Raw genomic sequence first — 4,388 nt, forward strand, 5'->3', positions numbered from 1 at the left:
GGCGTCCCACCTCGACATCCCTCCTGGCTCTCCTAGAACCATTGTCCGGGGTGTCCACTCAAAGGGTGCAGCCTCAGGTACGACCGGACGGTCGGTGAAGATCCCACGCAGGCAAGTGGCAGCGGTCAAGGACGGGATGCTTCGACGGCGCATTGAAGGGGGTACCGGTTGTTCTGATACCCCTTCACTTCTCTACATCTCGGCGTACGCGCCCCCTGAATCCCTGGACTGAAGAAGCTTTCCTCTCCATTCCGGGATGAATAACGGCCAATAGATAATTGACCTCCACGTTAGTTGGAGCCTGATGCCCCACTCTCGGGTTCCCTCGCCCGATCCACGATCTCGTTGAGATGGCATTGCTCTTCACTGGGGCCGCTGTAGCGGAAAGGAAAGTTCGGGTTTTCCCTTTGGTTTTTCAGCACATCGATCTGCTGCTGTGCGCAATTCGTTACGGCTGGAGTAGGAGGAGGAGATTCGCCCACCAAAGTGAAAATCCCCGCAACAATTGCTGATGCGAACAGGAACGCGCCAGTTATTACGGCGATTGACCCAGGTCGGTCAATGGAAGACGTTAGGGCGGGGTTCGGTTGAGGGGGTGCTGGTTGTTGGTGTAAGACGATGTTGGGTGGGGTGTTGTTCAGAAAAAACCGTCCGATAGCCGCCTGGATTTCGGCATCCGATGTTGTCAACTACTCGGCCTATTGCGAGGAGCGGGTGAGTCAAGCTGGTCAAACGTAAGCGCAGCTTCGCGCGAAAGTTGCTTGACTGCGTCCTCGTATCGATAACGCACGCGTGGGAATTGATATACGACATAGATAACTAGGGCTATAGCTCCTATAAGAGTAAGCGCCATAGTCGAAAGGCTAAGTGGCGACTGTTGGAGCGTGGTCCACTTCAGCGCGATGATCGTCAGGTCAATGACCAATGTTGCGATTGCCATGCCAAGGCCTAGACGGAGTTTCGCACGGGACGCGTGGAAGCGAGAGCGGAGCTCCTTGGAGAGTCCGTTGACGCTGTCTTTGTAGATCTCCTGCATCTCGCGGATCTGCCACACCTCACGATCCATGTCGGGATCATACTTGTCGGACCGGATGCTTCGGGGCGGATCTGAGACAGGGTGAACTCTAGAACGCCAGTACCTCGGCTTCATGCGAACTCGCGACACGACACACTACCGTCGACTCGACCGGCTTCGCCGCCGGTTGGCAGGTGGTGGCGCGGCAGTCGTACGGCACTGCCGATGCACCGGCCATCCACTGACGAGGAATCACCCCGAAAGAACCACTGGACAGCAGATATCTGCCCGGTGTTCTCGCCCGAGAGAGTACGGGGAGCAGCGTCCGGCGCCGTCTCGGATGCGTGGCACGGGACTTGTTCAAAAAGAACGCCGCAGTCTGTCACACAAGCCTCTTCGAACGGATCTTCCTCCAGATAGAAGCCCACTTCAGGAGGAGATCCCATGCACCCCAGTCAACCTCAGCAGCCCATCAAGCCAGCACGGAATGCAGCAGGCCTGTCCGACGAGGACCAACTGTCTCTGTTGATGGCGGCCCCATTGATTCTGGGCCTCCTTGTCGCGGCTCTTCCGGCGATGTCGACCAAGGCGACTGCGTGGCTGCTCGCTCACGATCTCATCGTTGGGGCTTCGGCGTCACCGTTGGTGACTATCCCTGGCACGGAAGGTGCCGGCCTCGACCTCCGCCGGTTGATCATCGTCGTGGCAGTTCTTGTGCTCGCTGCGACTCTGGCTCTCAGCGGAGTGCGGCGCTCCATCGATCGTCGCCGACAGCAGCGGTTGCGCCGCGGGGACAGTGCATGAGCACAGGGGTGATTGTTGCCGAGCTATCGAGAAGGAAGCGGTCGATTCCGTGCGCGGATGAATGCGTCACGGATTGTCCGTTCTTCCAGGCGCAGAGCCTCAGCGAGTGCTGTGGTATGTCGATCGGACAGGCTTCCTTCGCCCCGCTCGATTCGGCCGATGGTGGTGGTGCTGAGTCCGGTTCGGTCTGCGACGTGTTTCTGCGTCAATCCCGCAAGATTCCGCAGGTCGGCGATGGTCCGACTGTCTTCCGGGACGACGACGAGGCGGTCGAGGGGTATTCCCAGCTTTTCGGCGGCCCGGGCGAGGTGGTCGGGCTGAGGGTGCGTTCGCGAGGTTTCCCAGTTGTGGATGGTGGTCGGGTCGACGCCTATTGCGCGGGACAGGTCGCCGCGCGTGATTCCGGCAGTAGTGCGCGCGTCTTCGAGGGCCTGAGGCTTGAAGCCGTTCAGGGGCGCTCTCACTGCGATTTTCCGTTCATCGCTGGACATCCTATTGAAGATGTAGATACCATCGTTGCATGCCGGGTTTAAATTCCAGTGGTAAATGCGATGCGGTGCAGCGCTGACGATCACTCGCTGAACTCGAACCCGGTGCGCTCGAGTACGAACAGTTCCCACGTACATGCGGCCTGACCAGCCGCTAAACGGAAAAGAGCATCCGATGACGACTACCGTTTCAGCTGCCCCACCCTTGTCCCAGACTTCTGCGCATCGACGCGACGCACGCTCGTCCGTATGCGCCGCTCAGCTAGCTAGACTGAATGCAGCCGGATTCCCCGCCCGGTCTGCTTTGCCCAGTCGCGACGACGGGTGGTTCCAGACATCGCGACAGTCGGGTTTAGGGGGACGTGACGGGCAGGCTTGGACACCTGCCCGTCGCGTCGATACATCTGTCGACACGGTTGATGTGCGCTACCACATCAACGCCCTGATGTGCGCCGGCATGACGACCGCTCTGATCGCTGACCTGGCCTCTGTGCCGGTCGCGACAATCCGGTCGCTGAGGAGCACTTCGACTCGCACGACCACCTCCGTCATCGCGGACGCGATCCTCTCGATCACTTTTCGCCCGAGCCGTGGGCGTGATCTGACCCCAGCAGTGGGGGCTCGCCGCCGACTGCGCGCACTCAACGCCATGGGCTACGGCGATTCGAGCCTCGCTCACCGGTTGAACGTCGAGGTCGACGTCGTCACTTCGATGCCGGAAAAAGGTCTCATCCCGAGCGAGCTGTGGGAAGCGGTCGACGAGATCTACGACGAGCTTTCCATGCGCCCCGGACCTGACGCCGACCTCCGTGAACAAGCACGCGCAGAAGGACTGGTGCCGCCTCTCGGATGGGACGACGACGAGATCGACAATCCGAAGGCGCGTAGTCACGAGCGCGAGCGGGCCACGGGAGCGGTCGCGGTCGACGAGGTCGTCATCGTTCGTCGCCTGAGCGGCGAACAAGTCCCCATGCGCAACTGCGAACGACGAGAAATCATTCGGATGGCCTACGAGCAGTGCTGGTCACCGAGCCTCCTCGCGGACAAGCTCGCCATCAAGTACGACTCGGCCGTGACGGAGCTGAGCCGGTACCGCCGAGCTCTCATCCAGACGGATGTCTCCGGTTCCGATGATCCCTCCACGGCGGAGACGCCGACCACGACCGACGCGCCTACGGGGGAGCGTGGAAAGGGCGAGACTGCCGCAGTCGCTGCCACGGCCGATCACGCAACCGATTTTGACTCTCCGCGAGAAGCAGCAGCTACGTCGGATGCCGCCGAGTCACAGTCGCCCGCCGGCTCCAGGGTGAACGCGCCGGCGCGGGCTTCCTCCAACCGAGTGAGTGCGATCAGGCGCCGCTGGACCGGCGCCTTCACGGCAAGCGCACAGTTCCACGATGCAACGATCGACTGTGCTCGTTCAGCGCCGGAAGGTGGGGTGCCAGGGAGCTGGCCGATAGCCCGGCGCTCGAAGCTATGGCGGCCGGCCTGCCGGTTGGGTTCAACGAGAGCCGTAGGTGCCGAGCAGAATTGGCCTGACTCAGATGAGCGATGGCGGCTGTCGTCGGGGTGGCCCTCTTCGCGTCAACGATGGCATCGCCTCGCCGAACAGGCATCGGCACCCCGACCCGGTCGACCAGGCAGGCCTTGTGCCAGTTCGCTGATACCTGTTGACGCCGGCGACCGTGTGAGGCATTGCTGTGCACTCCAGATCGCGACCCTTTTGAAGGAGACCAGACCCGATGGCCCTCATAGAAATCCCCGAGGACTTCCACGCGGCGTTCATTGCGGCCGCCCACGACGCGAACGATCACAACGACCTTGACCTCGCCATTGACGAGGACCGCACATACATCGCCCTCAGCAACCTCTGCCCCGGATTCGTCCCGGCTCTTCGGCTCATCACCCGCGGTGAGCATGAAGCCACGGTTGAAATCTGGTCCATCGTCGACCACCAACGAGACGACGGCAGCTGGGAGCGCACCGAGGGGGTTGATGCCACCACTGAGGCTGCACCCTTTGAGTGGACACCCCGGACAATGGTTCTAGGAGAGCCAGGAGGGATGTCGAGGTGGGACGCC

The 4,388-nt window shown here is 61.4% G+C and carries 2 protein-coding genes; one reads left to right on the forward strand and one right to left on the reverse strand.

Translation table 11 applies throughout. From position 1 onward, the window contains the following. Positions 1-1,842: 1,842 nt before the first annotated feature. Positions 1,843-2,445: a helix-turn-helix domain-containing protein gene (locus tag MLGJGCBP_RS46975; RefSeq protein ID WP_308821640.1), complete on the reverse strand. Its 603-nt coding sequence runs from the start codon at positions 2,443-2,445 to the stop codon at positions 1,843-1,845. Positions 2,446-4,049: 1,604 nt separating this feature from the next. Here MLGJGCBP_RS46975 and MLGJGCBP_RS51080 point away from each other — a divergent pair. Next, positions 4,050-4,388: hypothetical protein (locus MLGJGCBP_RS51080; RefSeq protein WP_236581142.1), on the forward strand; the 339-nt coding region annotated here is incomplete at its 3' end.

Source organism: Rhodococcus sp. T7 (genome assembly GCF_009872365.1).
Taxonomy (GTDB): Bacteria; Actinomycetota; Actinomycetes; order Mycobacteriales; family Mycobacteriaceae; genus Rhodococcus_F.